The sequence below is a fragment of the Streptomyces sp. NPDC014733 genome (assembly GCF_043083385.1).
Lineage (GTDB): Bacteria > Actinomycetota > Actinomycetes > Streptomycetales > Streptomycetaceae > Streptomyces.
Window position 1 is genome coordinate 50908 of the sequence record NZ_JBIBYO010000013.1, and the last position, 16017, is coordinate 66924.

The following is a 16017-nucleotide window of genomic DNA, read 5'->3' on the forward strand; positions in this document are numbered from 1 at the left end:
GAGGGCTACGCTGCCCAGGGGTTGCGAGGTGACTTCCCCTGCGTCACATGGGAGTTGACGAATGAGCAACATCTACGGCGACTGGCTCCGCGCCCAACGCGAAGCGGCCCGCATGACCCAACAGGAACTGGCAGACACCGCGATCATGACCCGTTCCCACATCGCCCACATCGAGGCGGGCCGCCGCATCCCGTCCAAGGAGGACGCCCGGCGGTTGGATCGGGCGCTGAACACGGGGGATGTACTCAGCAGCTTTCTACCGGGAAACGACAGCACGATCACCGACTATTTCGAACCCGCCCGCCACCTGGAACAACAGGCGGTGGAAATTCGTGAGTTCGCCGTATCCCACGTGCCGGGGATCCTTCAGACCGAGCACTACGCACGAGCGGTGATGCGTACCGTGTACCCCCCTAGGAGTGACAAGGAGCGTGACAAGCACGTCGTCACACGCCTGGAACGCGCCAAGGTGCTCGACGACCCAGTCACACCTGTGGTGTGGGCACTACTGGACGAGTCCGTTCTGCGGCGCCCGGTCGGCGGCCCCTCCGTCATGGCCGAGCAACTCACCCATGTGATCGGCCTGGCTGAGCGTGAGCGCATTCGCGTACACGTGATGCCCACGAGCCTCGGTGCGTACCACCTGATGCAGGGGATGCTGTCGCTGATGTGGTTCGACGACCAGCCCCCGATCGCCTACACGGAGGGCCTGTCCGTAGGCAAAGTGCACGACTCTCCGCACATTGTTCAGCAACTTCAGGGCGCCTACCATCTCGCACTGAGCGACGCACTGCCGCTGAAGGATTCCCTGTTCCTCTTGAAAACAGCAGCTAAGGAATACGAAGGCCATGCCTGAGCGCCACATCCGGGACGCCGCCACACTGCGTGGGTGGCGTAAGTCGACGTACAGCGGTGCCGAGTCGGGTAGTTGCGTCGAAATCTACGACGGCCACCCCACCGCCGTCCCCGTCCGCGACTCCAAGAACCCGCACGGGCCCGCGCTTCTCATACCGGCAGACGGCTGGACCGCGTTCATCGCAGGCGTCAAGGGCGAAGCCTTCGCTTCCTGAGCGCTGAGCCACAGCCCTCGGCCACCGTGTGGCATGGGCCCTCTGCCGGGCCCGCGGACACCGAGGCCCCCGCCCATCCGCCGTGGGGGCGGGGACGAGGCAGGGGCCTGGACGGGCGGCCGCCGGGGGCGCTACCGCTCGATCGGGGTCAGTGCGCGAAGCCCCAGTCGAGGATCTTCTTCGCGTCGTCGAAGCGGCCGGCGTCGTCCTTCAGGATGGCGCCGACGAGGGTGCGGTTGTCTCGCTTGGCGGCGAAGACGAGGGCGTAGCCGCTCTCGGGGCCGCTGCCGGTCTTGATGCCGAGGGCGCCGTCGTAGGTGGACAGCAGCTGGTCGGTGTTGTTCCAGGTGTAGTACCGGGTGTGGCCGTTGGCCGCCGGGGCCTCGGTCTTGAACTGCTGGTTCTTGACGACCTCGGCGAACACGGGCTGAAGCATCGCACGCTGGCCGAGCTTGGCCATGTCGCGGGCGGTGCTGTGGTTGTTGCCGTTCGAGATGCCGTCGTACGTGTCGAAGTGCGTGCCCTTCAGACCGAGCTGCTGCGCCTCGTCGTTCATCTGGCGGACGAAGTCGGCGATCCGCTCGTCCGTGGTGGCGCCCTGGCCGTAGTGGTCGGCGAGGGCGCGCGCGGCGTCCGCGCCGGACGGGATCAGCATGGCGTGCAGCAGCTGGCGGACGGTGAGCGTGTCGCCGGTCTGAAGGTCGGCGGTGCTGGCGCCGACCTTCTGGACGTAGTCCCGGTACTCCTGCTTGATCTGGATGCCGTGCTCAAGCCACTCGGGGTGCTTGAGCACCACGAGCGCCGTCATGATCTTGGTGGTGCTGGCCATCGAGACGCTCTCGTCGGCCTTGGCACCGGCCCACATCTCGCGCTCCTGGCTGCCGTCGCGGGCATCGAGGAGGAAGGCGTGGTCGGCCTTGACCTGGGGCGCGTCCTGGGACTTGACGTCCTGGGCGGCGTCGGCGGCAGGCTGCTCGACGGCCTGCTGACGGTGCGCGTCCTGCTGGTCGTCGGCGGAGTGCGTGGCACCGGGGGTGGCGGCCTGGGCGAGGCCGGTTGCGGTGATCGGCAGGGCGGCGCCGACCATCGCGACCATCGCGATCCGGACCCCGGTGCGGTGTATCCGGTTCGGGCGGGCGTGGGAACCCATGGGTATCCCTTTCTCCCGGCGGGGGAACGCCGGTAGGTGAGGCAACTTGGTTTATATCGAACCTACTTGTGTGTGGACACCAACCGTCAAGCCCGGTATGTCATAGCCCCGTAACGAGCTGAGGCGGAGTGGAGAAGTTGTGTGCGTGACGGGTGGGGCCTGTGGGGTTGCTCGCGGGGAGTGAACGGATGATCTCTCGCGGGCATCAGAGGTTCACCGGAGCTTTTACCCGAGGGAAGCCACCACACTGCGCCTGACCTGCCGGTTCTGGTGGTCGTCGGGCCCGTAGGGGCGGCGCATGGGCCCGCTTCTGCCCGTTTGGCAGGAACGGGTTCGCTCTCGTCCGGTGACGTTCCGTGAGGCGTCAATCGGGTTGTGCGGATGGGTGGTTGCCCTGTCCGGAGGTGCTGGGGGAGGCGGTCAGGGGCGCCCTCCGCGCCGGAAACGGCAGCGGGCCCGGGGGCGTAGCCTGCCCCCGGGCCCCGTGGTGCCGCCCTATACGGTCGCCGGCGCGGTGAAGAGCGCGGGTCATGCTGAAGTCGTCGTGTTCTGCCTTTGAACTACCGCGCATCGGAGAAGTGGCTGCACGGGCCGGACTTGAACCGGCATCCGACGACGCGGGCCCGGCCCGGTCGTTCCGGCGAACGGCGGCGCATACTGAATCTGGAGCAAGAGTCTGAGATTGATCGCGGTGTGCCTCTCCCTGTTGGGCCACCGCGGCCCGAAGTGCCGCGGGGAGGACTCGAACCTCCACTGACCACCGCGTTCGTCACGACAAGCCTCAGTTTCAGCTTGCGCTCCTCGCGCACCCCGGACGCGTTGATGCGCCCGGGGAGTTGTCGGGGCTACCCGAAGAGGTAGCCGAAGACGGCGTCACCCACCCTCTGGTCGGTCACCTCCGCGCCGTTCGCCTCCTCGCGGGCGAACTTCACGGCGGTACCCAACTTCTCGACACGGTCGAGAAGTTCGTTGACCCGGCGGGCGGGGAGCGCGCCGGAGAACTTCACGGTCGTCCAGTATCCGACCGGTATGTCCTCGTAGTAGACGTCGACCTGCGCCGGGTGCTTCTCCGTCGCCTCGGCCTTGACGTGGTTGCGGGGGACCTTCTTCGTACGGACGGTGCGGACCGGCTCGGTCTTCCAGGCGTCGGTGGACGGGTCCTGCACCCAGGACTCCGACGCGTCGAGCACCGGCAGCTTACGGAGGAAGGCGGCGAGGTCGCCGAGCTGCTTCTCCAGGAAGAGCAGGTACGACACCGGCACCTGGGAGAGGAGCGCGCGGCCGTCGACCGTCACATCGGCGCGGGCGGTGCAGTTGGCCCAGTCCTTGGTGGCGGTCACATCGAACAGCCTGGTCAGGGTGGTGGCCGTCGCGCGCAGGACGTCCTCGGCCTTGACCTGCACCCGAGTGGACTCGGGCGGCAGCTGCTCGCCCTCCTCGTCCTTGGGCTGGTACGTCCGCGCGATGCCGGAGAGCAACGCCGGCTTCTGGAGGCCGTGCTGGGCGGCCGTCAGGTCCTGCTGGGACTTGGACTTGACGCCCTTCTCGACTGCGATGATCTGGTTGAGTTTCGCCACGTCCCCCACAGAACCATGCCGTCGCGCCGATGCCGAATGATTTTTCGAGCGGGGGACGCGGAGGAGCCGTGCGCGTCACGGGGACCGGGCTTCCGGGTTCCGCGGGAGGCCGGGCCGCTCACCCGGCTCGTGTCCGCAGTCGGGTGCTCGCGGCGGTCAGCACGGCGAGGCGTTCCGGGGCGGTGGCGGCGCGGACCGCCAGGTACATGCGCAGGGTGAGCGGATCGCCGTCCAGCGGGCGCAGGGTGACGCGGCGGGAGGCCACCCCGTCCGCCGCCGTCGGGTACAGCGGGGTCCAGCCCGGCTCGCCCGCCCCGATGTCGGCCAGGGTGTCCTGGAGGCGGGCCGACGGCGGCCCCATGACGGGGGCGAACCCGGCGGCGCGGCAGGCGGTGTGGACGGCGTCGAAGAGCACCGGGTTCGTCTCGCGCGGGGCGATGCGCAGGGGCAGGGCGGCGAGGTCGGACAGCCTGAGCGGTTCGCGTCCTGCCAAGGGGTGCGCGGTGGGGAGGGCGATCCGCAGCGGGTCGTCCCAGAGGGGGAGGAAGCGCAGGTCGGGGTGGGCTTCCTCCCGGTCAGGGGGCGTTCCGTGGCCGGGGTGCGGCTCGCCGCCCGGGTACGTGGCCCTGCCCGGGTACGTACCCCCGTCCGGGTGCGGCCCGCCCCCGGGGAGGGGGCCGGACCGCGCCGCCCGGAGGAACGCCGCGTCCAGCCGTCCCGCGCGGACCTCCGCCAGACGGCGCGGCGCCTCCAGGGTGCGGAACACGAAGCGGGTCCCGGCGCCCTGGCCGGGGAGCGCGTCCAGGAAGTCGTCGAGGCGGCGCCCCAGGCCCGTACCGATGCCGACATGGAGGACGGCCTCCTCGCGGGCGGCCAGGCGGCGCGCACCGGCGGTGAACGCGTCCTGGGCGGCGAGGAGCCGGCGGGCCTCCGGAAGCAGCTCCCGCCCGGCGGGGGTGAGGGTCACGGTGCGGCCCGAGCGGTCGAAGAGGGCGAGGTCCAGCTCCCGTTCCAGGCGGCGTATCTGCTGGCTGACCGCGGGCTGGCCGATGTGCAGCCGGGCGGCCGCCCGCCCGAAGTGCAGCTCCTCGGCGACCGCGACGAAGTACTGGATCTGCCGCAGCTCCACGCCGTCCCGCCCCTCCGCCGGGCGCACCGTGGGCGGTGGCCGCGCCCGTACGCCGGTCCGTGTGCCGCGCCTCCCGGACGGGCGCGGACCCGGAAGAGCGTCGCACAGCGGCTCGGGGCACCGTCCGCGGGGCCGGTCAGCGGGTGGCGGGGGCACCCCGGCGCGCCGCCCTCAGGAAGACCGCGAAGGCGAGGGCGCCGATGCCTGCCGCGCCCGTCACGAACCAGCCCAGCGCGCCGAGATCACCCGCGGGGATCCTGCTGGTGACGTAGATCCCCAGGGAAGCGCCGAGCAGTTGGACCGCGCCCATCAGGCCGGACGCCGAACCGGCCGTCTCACGGAACGACGTCACGCCCGCGCTCGTCGACAGCGGCAGCAGGAACCCGTTGCCGAACGTCATCACCGGCATGAACACCAGCACCAGCAGCCCCCAGGGCGCACCCGCGCCGCTCAGCCCGAGGCCCAGCATCAGCAGCGCACCGCCGCAGAAGAAGGCGTGCCCGCACCACAGCAGCCGGTCCACCGGGCGCCGGCGGACCAGGGCGCGCGAGGTGAGGTTCCCGGCGACGTAGGCGAGCGAGACGGTGAGATAGCAGTAGCTGGTGGCCTCGGTGGCCAGTCCGAGGCGGGCGAAGACCAGCGGGGAGGCGGCGAGATAGCCGAAGTAACCGCCGTACGCCACCGCGAGGTTGAGGGTGTACGCCCAGAACCGCGGCCGGGTCAGCAGCAGCGGGTAGCCGCGCAGCGTGGCGCCGAGGTGGCGGCTGCGCCGCTCCGGCGGCAGGCTCTCGGGGATCGCGGTGACCATCACCACGAGCGTGCCGAGCCCGAGGGCCGCGGTCACCGCGAACGGCGCGCGCCACGAGACGTACGTGGTCAGATAGCCGCCGATCAGCGGGGCGACGGACGGTGAGACGCCCACGACCGGCATCACCGTCGCGAACATCCGGGCCGCGTCCGTCGCCTCGTGGAGGTCGCTGATCACCGCCCGTCCGAGCACCATCCCGGCGCCCGCGCCCAGCGCCTGGAGCAGCCGTCCCGCGCCGAACACCTCGACGGTGGGCGCCACCGCGCACCCCACGGAGGCGACGGTGAACACCCCGAGCCCGAAGACGATGACCGGCTTGCGCCCGTACGCGTCGGAGAGCGGTCCGTACACCGCCTGCGAAACGGCGATGCCGATCATGAACGCGCTGAACGTCGACTGCACGGACGCGACCGGCGTGTGGAACGCCGCCGCGGTGGCCGGTACGCCCGGCAGGTTGATGTCGGAGGCGAACAGGCCACCCGCGTTCAACGCGCAGAGGACGGTGAGGAGGAGGGCGCGGGAGGTGCGGTGGGGCGCCGGGTCCGGCGTGGGGTGCGGTCGGACGGCGGGGGCGGGATCGGGTGCCGTGCGGGCGGCGGGGGGCATGGGGCCTTCCGGGGTGGGAGGGGCGGCGTCCCTGGGGCGGTGCGGCGGGGGGCGCGCCCCAGGGGCGGTCGGGCGGGCGGGGCGCCCCGGGGGCGGCGGGCCCGGTGGGCGGGTCCGGGCGTTCCCCTGTGCCGCCCGGGGCCCGCCGGATGCCGGGCGGCGGGGGCCGGGCGGGGCCGGCCGCGCCGCCGTCAGCGGGCGGCCGCCCGTGCCGCCAGCGTCTCCCCGGCGACGGACCAGCTGTCGGCGGGGATCTCCTGCACCGTGACCCAGACGCTCTCCCGCCTGCCGCCGGTGGCGGCCACATACGCGTCGGTCAGCGCGCGGACCAGCTCGGCCTTCTGCTCGGCGGTCTTCCCGGGGGTCTGCTGCACCTGGATGAGCGGCATGACGTCTCCTGCTCGAACGGATCGGATGGATGAGGGAGCGCGGGGAAGGCGGGACACACGCGGGAACGGGCCCCGACGGGCCGGGTCCGTCCGGCACTTCCGCCGTCCGTTCCAGTCCAGCACCGGGCCCGGTGCCGTCCAAGGCGCAATCCGCACCGGCAGCGATCAGCGATCGTGATGAGTCGAGGTCAGGGGCTTCCGAGAGCGGCGCGAGCGGCGCCCGGAGGGGGCGCGTGGGGCCACTCGGGCACCGCGCGGCGCCGGGAATCCCGTGTACGGCGCCGCGCCCCCCATGCCACGATCCGCCCCATGCCGACGCCTCCCCCACCCCCGCTCCGCTACCCGGCCCCGCTGCGCCCCGGCGACCGCATCGGCGTCACCGCCCCGTCGAGCGGCGTACCGGCCCGGCTGCGCGCCCGGCTCGACGTGGCGCTCGACGACGTACGGGCCCGTGGTTACGAAGTCGTCGTGGGCGCCTGTATGGACGGCACCGGGCACGTCAGCGCCCCGGCGGCGGAGCGGGCCGCCGAGCTGACGGCGATGCTGTGCGACCCCGCGATCCGTGCGGTGGTGCCGCCGTGGGGCGGGGAGACGGCGATCGACCTGCTGCCGCGGCTGGACTGGGAACGGCTGCGGGCCGCCGAACCGACCTGGCTCGTCGGCTTCTCCGACCTGTCGACGCTCCTCACCCCGCTGACCCTGCTCACCGGCGTCGCCACGCTGCACGGCAACAACCTGATGGACACCCCGTACGCGGTGCCGGACGGGCTGCTGTCGTGGCTCGATGTCGTCGCCGCGCCCCGGGGCCACCGGTTCATGCAGGTACCCCCGGGGCGCCACCGCTCCACCGGGTGGGACGACTACGCGGCCGACCCCGGTGTCCGCACCTGCGCCCTGGACGCCCCCGGGCGGTGGACCCGGCTGGACGGCACCGGGCACGTCATGGCCTCCGGGCGGCTGATCGGCGGCTGCGTCGAGATGCTGTGCAACCTCACCGGCACGCCCTATCTGGACACCGCCGCGTTCGCCCGGCGCACGGCCCCGGACGGGCTGCTCGTCTACGTCGAGGCGTGCGGCGACGACGCCTTCACCATCTGCCGGAATCTGCACGGAATGCGGCTCGCGGGCTTCTTCGACCACGCCGCCGCGGTGCTCATCGGCCGCACCGCGGCGCCCGACGCGCCCTCCCTCAGCCAGCACGAGGCCGTCCTGGACGCGCTCGCCCCGCTCGGCGTCCCGCTCCTCGCCGACGTCGAGTGCGGCCACGTCCCGCCGTTCCTCCCGCTCGTCAACGGCGCCCGCGCCCATGTCGTCCACACCACGGAACACAGCGCGCTGACCCAGATGCTGGAGTGACGCGGAAGCGGAACGGTCAGGAACCCCGCCGGATCAATCCGCCACAACCATCAGGCACCGTGCCGGATCAATCCGCCGGCCCGGCTGCCCCCGCGGCCCCGGCCGCCCGCACATCCGCCACCCGGAACAGCCCCATCGACCGCGTCCCCACCCGGAACTTCCGGGCCGGAACCCCGGGTACCGGCGGGAACTTCCGGCCCCGGACGCCGATCGCGATGACGCCGCGCTCCGGCAACACCCGGGCCAGGCTCGTCAGCATGCCGGGCAGCCCGGTGCCGCTCGCGCCCTGCCACTGGACGCGTTCGCCGTAGGGGACGTCGGTGACGACGACGTCGGGGGCGAACCCGGCGGCGGCCCGTTCCAGGGCCGACGGGTCGAAGACGTCGGCGTGGGCCACGGTGTGCGGGAGGTCGCCGCCGTCCGCGGCGAGGCGGGCCGCGAGGCGGTCGGCGGCGGCCGCGGCGTCGGCGTAGCCGGGCTTGGCGAAGCGGGCGGCCTTCTCGCGCTGTTCGGCGGCGCGGGCGGCCAGTCCCCGCGCGGTCAGCAGGGCGAGGTTGGCGCGGGCGATCTCCAGGGAGGCGTCGTCGATGTCGGACGCCACCACGGCCGCGATCCGGTCGCGGTGGACCAGGCCCAGCACCGTCGAGAGATACCCCTTGCCGCAGCACGGGTCCCACAGGACGGCCGGTTCGTCGCCGCCGCGCAGCGCCAGCGCGCGCTGGAACGTCTCCGAGGCCAGCCGCACCGGGAAGGCCGTGAAGCCGGGCGCGGAACGCAGCACGAAGCCGCTGGCGAGGTCGGAATGGTCGACGCGCTCCGTCGCGTAGCGGTAAGCCACCGGTCGTCTCCTCCACTCGCGTCCGGGCCGCCGTGCTCCCGCACCGGGTCCGTCCTGCTCTCTCGCCTCCGTCACGATATCCGCCCTCGTCACAGGCCCGGGGCCGTCCGGCGGCGGCCCGGGAGGGGCCCGGCGCTGCCGTAGACTCCCGGGGAGTTTCGGGGCAGGACAGGACACAGAGGGCGGAGGGCTCGCGCGTGGGCGTGCGGCTGCTGGCACGGACCCTGCGGGGCGTCGAAGAGGTCTGCGCGCAGGAGATCGCTGCCCGCGGTCTGGGCACCGTGGAGCGCCTGCGCCACCGCGAGGTGTGGTTCACCGCCGAGGAGCCGGACGCCCGGCTGCTGGACCTGCGCACCGCCGACGACGTCTTCCTGGTGGCCGCGGTGATCCGCGGCGTCGGCCACACCAAGGCCGACCTCGCCCGCTTCACCCAGCCGTCGCGCACCGCGCCGTGGCGCCGCCTGCTGCGGCTGCGCGGCCGGTGCGGCGGGCCCGGCTCGGCGGACCGTATCGACGTCGTCGCCTCGTACGTCGGCAAGCGCAACTACAACCGCTACGACATCGAGGACACCGTGGGGGAGCAGGCCGCGGCCGCTCTCGGGCTGCCGCACCACTCGCGGCGCGACGGCGCGGTGCCCGACGGCGGGCAGCCGTTCCCGGTCCGCGTGACCGTCGAAGGCACCGAGGCGATGCTCGCGGTGCGGCTCACCGGGCGTCCGCTGCACCGCCGTGCGTACAAGCAGGAGTCCGTACCCGGCACGCTGCACCCGCCGCTCGCCGCCGCGATGGCGCTGCTCGCCGGCCTCTCCCCCGGCGACCGGGTCCTCGACCCGTCCTGTGGCACCGGCACCCTGCTCATCGAGGCCCGGCTGACCGTCGACGGCCTGCGCACCCTCGGCACCGACCACAACCCGGCGACGCTCGCCGCGGCCGTGGCCAACGCCTCCGCCGCCGGGCCGTCCGGCGGGGGCCACGCGGCCTGGGCGGTCGCCGACGCCGGGCGGCTGCCGGTCGCCGACGGGCAGGCCGACCGCGTCCTGAGCAACCCGCCGTGGGGCCTCCAGGTCGCCCCGGGCGGCACGCTCACCACCCGGCCCGCCGCGTACTACGAGGAGATCCGCCGCGTACTGAAGCCGGGCACGGGCCGCGCCGTCCTGCTCCTCCACGAACCGGACACCCACCTCCCCCTCGCCCGCGAGGCCGGGCTGCGGGTGCACGACAGCCGGCCGGTGAGCCTGTTCGGGAGCCACCCGGCGGTGGTGACGCTCGGCCGGTGACTGCCGGCCTGCGGCTGCGCCGCTGGTCACCGGGTGTTGTCAGTGCCCTCGCCTACTGTTCCGGCATGGCGTTGGCAGACCTCACTCCCACGGCGGTGCTCCGGGCGATCGAGGAGTACGACCGCCTCGGTCAGGACGCGTTCCTGCGCAGATACGGATTCCCGCGCGCCCTGCGCTACGTCCTCGTCCACGACGGCCGGCGGTACGACTCCAAGGCGATAGCCGGCGCCGCGCACGGCCATCTCGACGGCCGCGCCCCGCTGCGGCCGGGGGACTTCTCCGGCAGCGCCTCCCACGCCGCCGGGCTGCTGCGCGGCCTCGGCTTCAAGGTCGTCGACGCCGCCGCGACCGACGCCGCACTGGGCCAGCTCCTCGACCGTCTGGGCACGTTACGGGTGAGCCGCGCCGCCGGACGTCCGGCGCTCCACCAGCCGATCGCGCTGCTGTGGGCCGTCGGGCGGGCCGCCCGCGGCGAACGGCGGATCCTGCCCTGGGTCGAGACGGAGCGGGACCTCGGCGCCCTGCTGCTCCGCCACGGCCCGCATCGCGCGCGCCCGCGCCCCGACTATCCGGTCGCCGCCCTGCACCGCGCCGGCCTGTGGGAGCTGACCGGCCACACGGAGCCGGTGCCCCCTGCCCACGGTGACGCCGCGCTGCGCGGCTGGTTCCGGCGGCAGCGGCCCGACGGCGGCCTCGACGCCGAGGTGTACGCCCTCCTCGGCCGGTCGGCCGGGGCCCGGAACGCCGTCGTCGAGACCTTGCTGAGCACGTACTTCGTGGATATGGACCCGGGGGCGCTGTTGGGCGCGGTGGGGTTGGCGGAACTCGCGTGCGGTGAGCGGGGCGTGGGCCCGGCGCCCGGCACAGGGCCGGGCGAGGCGGCGGCCGGGGCCGGCCCCCGCCGCTCGGCTCCGCGCCCGGACGGCCCCGGCCCGGACGGCCCGCACGACGCCGCTCCGCACGACACCGCGCTGCACGGCGCCGCGCTGGCCGCCGAGTACGACCGGCTCTCCCGGATGGCCGAGGCGCAGCAGCCGGCGAACCGCGGGCGCCGTACGCCCCGTTCCGCCGCGCCGGTGCGGTCGGCGGAGGCGCGGCGGGCGGTGCTGCTGCGCAGCGGACGGCGGTGCGAGAACCCGCGGTGCACGGGCGCGCCCGACGACGTCACGGTCGCCGGTGAGCCGATATTGGAGGTCGATCACGTCCTCGATCTCGCCGGGGGCGGGCCCGATCTCCCGGACCACATGGTGGCGCTCTGCCCCAACTGCCACGCCGTCAAGACGCGGGGCCGTAGCGGCGAGGAGCTCCGGGCGGTCCTCCTCGACGTGGCCCGCAGCCGCCATGCCTGGCTGCTGCGGGGCACGGACGGCTGACGCGCGCTCAGCCCGCGGCCCCGTACCCCGCCGGAATCCGCTCCAGCACACCCCCGGCGAAGACGTCGTACAGCGGCAGCGTCTCCAGGTGGACGTAGCCGATGTGGCAGTCGCAGCTGGTCAGCGGGCAGGGGCGGGGGCGGAGGGCGGGGCGGAAGGTGTCGTCGTAGAGGTTGCCCAGCTCGGTGGGGACGAAGTGGCAGCGGCGGACGGTGCCGTCGCCGTCGACGGAGAGGACCGACTCACCGGTGCGGCAGGGCAGCCCGGCGCTGCGGTGCGGGTGGCGACTGTACGGGAAGAGGGGGTCGAGCGCGGTCCAGGCGGCGGCCTCCGCGTCGGTGTAGGTGTGGCCCTCGGCGGCGTTGATCCAGAGGTAGACCTCGGCGGGCAGCTCGCGGCGGAGGCGGGCGGCGAGGTCGTGGTGGTCGGGGAGACCGACGACGCCGACGCTGAAGCGGATGCCGAGCGCGGCCAGTTCGCGGGTCCTGCCGAGAAAGCGGTCGTACGGGGTCTGGCCCGGGTGGAAGGTGCACCACAGGGCGAGGGTGTCGGGGTCGGCGGCGGCCAGCCAGTCGGTGCGGCAGCTGAGGTTGGTCTGGATGGCGACGCGGCGGATGTGCGGCAGCCGGGACAGCTCGGTCAGCGCCCGCCGGTACCAGGAGCGGACCAGGCCCTCGCCCCACGGTGTGAAGAGGACGGACAGCCGGTCGCCGGCCGGCTGCTGCGCCGCCGCCCAGCCGGTGAAGCGCTCCAGCGCGGCGCGGTCGGCGCGCAGTTGCTCACGGCTGTCGCGGCGCTTGGCGAACGGGCAGTACGGACAGTCGTAGTCGCAGGAGGCGAGCGGGCCGCGGTAGAGGAGGGTCAGATCCATCGGGGGCGGCTCACTTCAGCTCGTAGGCGGCCATCGCGGCGCGCACCGCGGGCGAGAACAGCTCCGGGCCCAGCGCATCGGAGTGGGCCAGCCCCTCGGGCGTCAGCCGCAGCAGGCCGTCGCGCTCGGTCAGCCAGCCGCGGGCGGTGAACGCGGCCAGCTCGGCGGGGAAGTCGTCGGCCGGGTGGGTGCCGAAGCGGACGCGGTAGCCGTCGAGCTCCAAGCCGACGGCCTGGAGCACCGACTGGAGGAGGTGCCGGCGGCGGGCCTCGTCGCCCTCGACGTACCGGCCGACCTCGGCGCGGGTGAAGTCCTCGGTGGCGGTGTACGCGTCGATGATGCCGCGGACCTCGCGCATCCCGACGGCGTAGTCGAAGGAGTAGTGCAGCCGGGAGGTGTACGAGCGCGCGCCGCAGCCCAGGCCGATCATGCCGTCGGTCTGGCAGGCGTGGTCGTCGGGGCCCTGCGCGGGGGCGCCGGGGCGGCGGAACATCCGCATCGACACCTGCTCGTAGCCGTGCGCCAGCAGGTGGTCGCGGCCCTGGCGGTAGAGAGCCAGGCGCTGGGCGTCCCAGGCGGCATCTCCGACCGTCCCGTCGGTGGTGTCCGGGCCCCGGCCCGGTGCGCCGAGGGCGGTGAGGGGGCGGACGTACAGCGGGTAGAGGTACAGCTCCTCGGGCTGCCAGGCGAGGGCGGCGTCCAGGGAGGTGCGCCAGGTGGCCGCGGTCTGGCCGTCGATGCCGTAGATGAGGTCGATGTTGAGGACCGGTATCCGGGCGTCGCGGATACGGCCGAGGGCGGCCTCGACGTCGGCCCGGCGCTGCGGGCGGACGGCGGACCGGGCCTCGGCGTCGACGAAGCTCTGTACGCCGATGCTCACGCGGGTGGCGCCGCGCTCGGCGAGGACGGCCAGCCGGTCGGCGGTCGCGGTGCCCGGGGAGGTCTCGACGGAGAGGGGGACGGCGCGCAGGTCGGCGCCCATCCGCCGCTCCGCGATGTCGCAGAGCCGGGTCAGTTCTTCGGCGTCGAGGTAGGTGGGCGTCCCGCCGCCGAACGCCGCCGCGGCGAACCGCACCGGCGCGTCGTCGCCGAGCGCCTCCCGGACGGCCGTGGCCTGGCGGTCGAGCGCGTCGAGATAGCGGGTGGCGAGGTCGCCCGGGGCGCCGATGCGGGTGAAGAGGTTGCAGAAGCCGCAGCGCACCTCGCAGAACGGGATGTGGAGGTAGAGCGACAGGGCGTCCTTGGGCTCGCCCGCCCACAGCTCCCGCAGCGCGGGCCGGGGCGCCAGCGGCCGGTACGCCGTCTTGTGCGGGTAGGCGTAGACGTAACTGCCGTACGGGCGCGGGGCGGTGGGCCGCTCCTCCGTGGGCGCCGCCGGGGTGCCGGCTTCCGGCGCGGCGGGAGCCGGGGCCGGGGCGACGGCTTCCGGCCCGCCCGTGGCCGGTCCGGGGGCGGCGGCCTGCGGGGCAGTGGTCTGCGGAGCGGCGGGCGGTGGTGCGGCGGTCATCGTGCGGCCTCGTCGAGGAAGAAGTGGGCGTACGGGACGGTCCAGACGGCCTCGTGGCCGAGGCGGTGGCCGGTGTAGCCGTCGTCGCCGTAGGTGGTGCCGTGGTCGGAGCAGACGACGGCGAAGCAGCGGCGGCGGCTGCTCATCGCGGCGAAGAGGCGGCCGATGTGGCGGTCGACGTACTCCAGCGCCGCGGCGTGGCTCGCGCGGGTGTCGCCCGCCTCGCGGGTGGCGCCGGGCAGATGGTGCCAGTTGGGCTGGTGGAGCGCGGAGACGTTGACGAAGAGGAAGAGGCGGCGCGCGGGGTCCAGGGCGGCGACGACCTCCTCGGCGCGGGTGACCTGCGCCGCGAAGGAGTCCGGCGCGGTCACCGAGAACTCCGGCTCCCAGTGGCTCTCCTGGAACAGCGACGGCAGCACGGAGCCGAGCGCCGCCTGTTTGTTGAAGAAGCCGACGCCGCCGATGCAGACCGTGCGGTACCCGGCGGCGGCCAACCCGCCGACCAGGTCGGGGGTGTCGAACACCCAGGTGCGCCCGGCGGTGGTCTCGCTGCCCGCGAAGCGTGCGGCGAAGAGCCGGGGGTGCGGGCCGGGCGCCGCCGGGGTCGGCAGGAAACCGGCGAACATCGCCTGGTGGGAGGCGTAGGTGAAGCTCCCCGGGGCGTGCCGCCGCTCCCAGACGCCGCCCGGCAGATGGCGCGCGAGGTGCGGGATGCGGCCCGCGGCGGCCAGCTCGGCGGCGACGTCGTACCGCAGCGTGTCGAGCGTGACGAACAGCAGGTCGTCCCGGCCGACGACGGCGTTCATGTCGGGGTCCGGGACGGAAGGCGCGGCCTCGCCGGCGGACGGCTCCGGCACGCCGGCCGGCCCGGACTCCCCCGTCCGCTCGGCGTCTTCGGCGGGCTCAGGCAGCCGCATGGGGTATCCCGTCCGTTCTCTTCGCCACGGCGGCGATCTGCGCCGCGTAGGTGTCCAGGCCCTCGGCGCCGCTGCCGGGCAGACCGGTCAGGCGCGGGAGGAGGTCGCCGAAGGCATTGACCTCGCCGACGGCGAAGCGGCGCCAGCCCGCGCCGGGCAGCAGATCGACGCCGACGCAGTGGGTGCGGGGGAAGCAGGCGGCGGCGCGTTCGCACAGCTCCAGCGCCTCGGCCCAGCGGCGCGGTCCGGCCGCCTCCCGCGCATCGGCCCACGCGCCCCGGGCACCGCCGAGATGGAGGTTGGTCATCGGCGCCCGGCCGGTGCGCACCACCGCGTGGGTGGCGCGGCCGCCGGTCACCACGACCCGCAGATCGGCGACGCGGCCGTCGAGGGACGCCTTGGGCAGCCAGCGTTCGAGGTGCAGACCGTCGGGGGCGAGGGCGTCGACGATCCCGGCGATCTCGCGTTCGTCGGTGTAGGTGCGCACCCGGAGGGAGTTGACGAGGGTACCGTCCGCGGCCCGGGCGACCGAGGTGGTGGCGCGGACGCGGCCGGGACCGGCGGTCTCCAGGGCCAGGACGCCGGAGGCGGACGAGCCGTGCGCGGGCTTGACGAAGACCCGCGGCAGCCCGTGCTCCCGCATCAGCGCGCGCACCTGTGCCCAGCTCCGCGCCCGGTCGGTGACGCCGGAGGTCGGCGACGCCGGGACCCGTACGCCCGCGCCGTCCAGCACGCCGTGGCAGCGCCGCTTGTCGAAGAGGACCGCCAGCTCCTCGGGGTCGTCGAGGCGGCGGCCGCCGGAGAGGGTGCGGACGGCGGCGAGCAGCCCGGCGTACCAGCGGGCGGTGCCGGCGACACGGGCCGGATCGCCGGGGCCGCGCAGCACGGCGTCGACCTCGGCGTTCTCCCCGGGGGAGTCGATCCGTACGGTCTCGTGGGCGGCGAAGCGGGCGCCGCCGTCCCGCAGGACGGTGTGCCAGGGCACCACGCGCGGCGCGGGCAGCCCGGCCGCCCGCACGGCCGCGGCGAAGAGCGTGACGCGGCGGTTCTCCGGATTCCCGACGACCGCGAAGCGGGGGCCGGGGCCACCGGACGCCGCGGGCCCGGGCACGGACCCGGCTGCCGTGGCACCGGGCTCGGTCACCGGCC

General features: G+C 74.2%; 15 protein-coding genes. 5 read left to right on the forward strand and 10 right to left on the reverse strand.

Annotation, left to right across the window (positions count from 1 at the left end):
- Positions 1–61: 61 nt before the first annotated feature.
- Positions 62–856: a Scr1 family TA system antitoxin-like transcriptional regulator gene (locus tag ACF1BH_RS25080; RefSeq protein WP_391645818.1), complete on the forward strand. Its 795-nt coding sequence runs from the start codon at positions 62–64 to the stop codon at positions 854–856.
- Positions 849–1070: a DUF397 domain-containing protein gene (locus tag ACF1BH_RS25085; RefSeq protein ID WP_391645820.1), complete on the forward strand. Its 222-nt coding sequence runs from the start codon at positions 849–851 to the stop codon at positions 1068–1070. The genes ACF1BH_RS25080 and ACF1BH_RS25085 overlap by 8 nt, the downstream gene beginning before the upstream one ends.
- A 148-nt stretch (positions 1071–1218) precedes the next feature.
- Here ACF1BH_RS25085 and ACF1BH_RS25090 read toward each other — a convergent pair whose 3' ends face one another.
- The 5 genes from ACF1BH_RS25090 to ACF1BH_RS25110 all read right to left on the reverse strand — a co-directional run bounded on the left by ACF1BH_RS25090 (position 1219) and on the right by ACF1BH_RS25110 (position 6885).
- A complete protein-coding gene (locus ACF1BH_RS25090) occupies positions 1219–2220 on the reverse strand; it encodes a D-alanyl-D-alanine carboxypeptidase family protein (RefSeq protein ID WP_391645822.1) in 1002 nt (333 codons plus the stop codon).
- Positions 2221–3065: 845 nt separating this feature from the next.
- A complete protein-coding gene (locus tag ACF1BH_RS25095) occupies positions 3066–3797 on the reverse strand; it encodes a hypothetical protein (RefSeq protein WP_391645824.1) in 732 nt (243 codons plus the stop codon).
- A 118-nt stretch (positions 3798–3915) separates the two neighbouring features.
- Positions 3916–4926 carry a LysR family transcriptional regulator gene (locus ACF1BH_RS25100; protein ID WP_391645826.1) on the reverse strand — a complete coding sequence of 337 codons (1011 nt, stop codon included), beginning with the start codon at positions 4924–4926 and terminating at the stop codon, positions 3916–3918.
- 136 nt (positions 4927–5062) lie between these two features.
- On the reverse strand, positions 5063–6340 hold the full coding sequence (locus ACF1BH_RS25105; RefSeq protein ID WP_391645828.1) for a multidrug effflux MFS transporter: 1278 nt from the start codon (positions 6338–6340) through the stop codon (positions 5063–5065).
- 191 nt (positions 6341–6531) lie between these two features.
- Positions 6532–6885, reverse strand: a complete 354-nt coding sequence (locus ACF1BH_RS25110) for a 4-oxalocrotonate tautomerase family protein (RefSeq protein WP_391645830.1) — start codon at positions 6883–6885, stop codon at positions 6532–6534.
- A 153-nt stretch (positions 6886–7038) separates the two neighbouring features.
- Between ACF1BH_RS25110 and ACF1BH_RS25115 the strand changes: the two genes are divergently transcribed.
- Positions 7039–8085, forward strand: coding sequence for a S66 peptidase family protein (locus ACF1BH_RS25115; protein WP_391645832.1), 1047 nt, complete (start codon positions 7039–7041; stop codon positions 8083–8085).
- A gap of 67 nt (positions 8086–8152) precedes the next feature.
- Here ACF1BH_RS25115 and ACF1BH_RS25120 read toward each other — a convergent pair whose 3' ends face one another.
- Complete coding sequence (locus tag ACF1BH_RS25120; protein WP_391645834.1) at positions 8153–8923, reverse strand: rRNA methyltransferase; 771 nt, start codon at positions 8921–8923, stop codon at positions 8153–8155.
- Between the two features lie 197 nt (positions 8924–9120).
- Here ACF1BH_RS25120 and ACF1BH_RS25125 point away from each other — a divergent pair, with 197 nt between their 5' ends.
- Together ACF1BH_RS25125 and ACF1BH_RS25130 are read left to right on the forward strand one after the other, a co-directional pair.
- Complete coding sequence (locus ACF1BH_RS25125) at positions 9121–10200, forward strand: methyltransferase domain-containing protein (RefSeq protein ID WP_391645836.1); 1080 nt, start codon at positions 9121–9123, stop codon at positions 10198–10200.
- Positions 10201–10265: 65 nt separating this feature from the next.
- Positions 10266–11573 (forward strand): HNH endonuclease signature motif containing protein, encoded by a 1308-nt coding sequence (locus tag ACF1BH_RS25130; RefSeq protein WP_391645838.1) that lies wholly within the window; start codon positions 10266–10268, stop codon positions 11571–11573.
- A gap of 7 nt (positions 11574–11580) precedes the next feature.
- Here ACF1BH_RS25130 and ACF1BH_RS25135 read toward each other — a convergent pair whose 3' ends face one another.
- From ACF1BH_RS25135 to ACF1BH_RS25150, 4 genes are all read right to left on the reverse strand, one after another.
- On the reverse strand, positions 11581–12444 hold the full coding sequence (locus tag ACF1BH_RS25135; RefSeq protein ID WP_391645840.1) for an STM4011 family radical SAM protein: 864 nt from the start codon (positions 12442–12444) through the stop codon (positions 11581–11583).
- Between the two features lie 10 nt (positions 12445–12454).
- Positions 12455–13951: an STM4012 family radical SAM protein gene (locus ACF1BH_RS25140; protein ID WP_391645842.1), complete on the reverse strand. Its 1497-nt coding sequence runs from the start codon at positions 13949–13951 to the stop codon at positions 12455–12457.
- A complete protein-coding gene (locus ACF1BH_RS25145; RefSeq protein ID WP_391646056.1) occupies positions 13948–14757 on the reverse strand; it encodes an STM4013/SEN3800 family hydrolase in 810 nt (269 codons plus the stop codon). Before ACF1BH_RS25145 ends, ACF1BH_RS25140 begins: the two co-directional genes overlap by 4 nt.
- Positions 14758–14854: 97 nt before the next feature.
- Positions 14855–16012 carry an STM4014 family protein gene (locus tag ACF1BH_RS25150; protein ID WP_391645844.1) on the reverse strand — a complete coding sequence of 386 codons (1158 nt, stop codon included), beginning with the start codon at positions 16010–16012 and terminating at the stop codon, positions 14855–14857.
- Positions 16013–16017: the final 5 nt, after the last annotated feature.

What these genes read in the sequence shown, in the direction of transcription:
- ACF1BH_RS25130 (WP_391645838.1), top strand. Translation starts at nt 10,266, where the DNA reads ATGGCGTTGGCAGACCTCACTCCCACGGCGGTGCTCCGGGCGATCGAG.
- ACF1BH_RS25135 (WP_391645840.1), bottom strand. Translation starts at nt 12,444, where the DNA reads ATGGATCTGACCCTCCTCTACCGCGGCCCGCTCGCCTCCTGCGACTAC.
- ACF1BH_RS25145 (WP_391646056.1), bottom strand. Translation starts at nt 14,757, where the DNA reads ATGAACGCCGTCGTCGGCCGGGACGACCTGCTGTTCGTCACGCTCGAC.
- ACF1BH_RS25115 (WP_391645832.1), top strand. Translation starts at nt 7,039, where the DNA reads ATGCCGACGCCTCCCCCACCCCCGCTCCGCTACCCGGCCCCGCTGCGC.
- ACF1BH_RS25140 (WP_391645842.1), bottom strand. Translation starts at nt 13,951, where the DNA reads ATGACCGCCGCACCACCGCCCGCCGCTCCGCAGACCACTGCCCCGCAG.
- ACF1BH_RS25090 (WP_391645822.1), bottom strand. Translation starts at nt 2,220, where the DNA reads ATGGGTTCCCACGCCCGCCCGAACCGGATACACCGCACCGGGGTCCGG.
- ACF1BH_RS25080 (WP_391645818.1), top strand. Translation starts at nt 62, where the DNA reads ATGAGCAACATCTACGGCGACTGGCTCCGCGCCCAACGCGAAGCGGCC.
- ACF1BH_RS25085 (WP_391645820.1), top strand. Translation starts at nt 849, where the DNA reads ATGCCTGAGCGCCACATCCGGGACGCCGCCACACTGCGTGGGTGGCGT.
- ACF1BH_RS25105 (WP_391645828.1), bottom strand. Translation starts at nt 6,340, where the DNA reads ATGCCCCCCGCCGCCCGCACGGCACCCGATCCCGCCCCCGCCGTCCGA.